Genomic DNA, 387 nt, shown 5'->3' on the forward strand with positions numbered 1-387 from the left:
CGCGAGCGGCGCGAATTGAAAAGAGCGGGCGATTGCCGGATGTGGAGAGGGGGAATGTTTGTTGGATCCGGTAGTGTTAACCTCAAGTCTGCACCCGACCTCACCATGGCGAGGTGCCTCGTGTCCCCGTCCGGGACAGACATTCTTCCGGGAGCCCCCCAAGTCGCATTGTGTCTCGTACCTCGTATGCGGGCAGTACGTCGTACGTCGACACTGAGCGGCCCGCCGGGCACGCTCCGGAACCGGTGCGACCACGCCACGTGACACCAGGTGCCACGGCGTCGAGGAAGCGCCATCACCAGATATCTCTTCCGCCGCTTAGGCGGACCACCGCCCCCGGCACGGTTCACACAGCAAGGACCGAAGCCGGACAGCACAACCGGTCGC

The sequence above is a fragment of the Streptomyces glaucescens genome, from assembly GCF_002154375.1.
Lineage (GTDB): Bacteria > Actinomycetota > Actinomycetes > Streptomycetales > Streptomycetaceae > Streptomyces > Streptomyces glaucescens.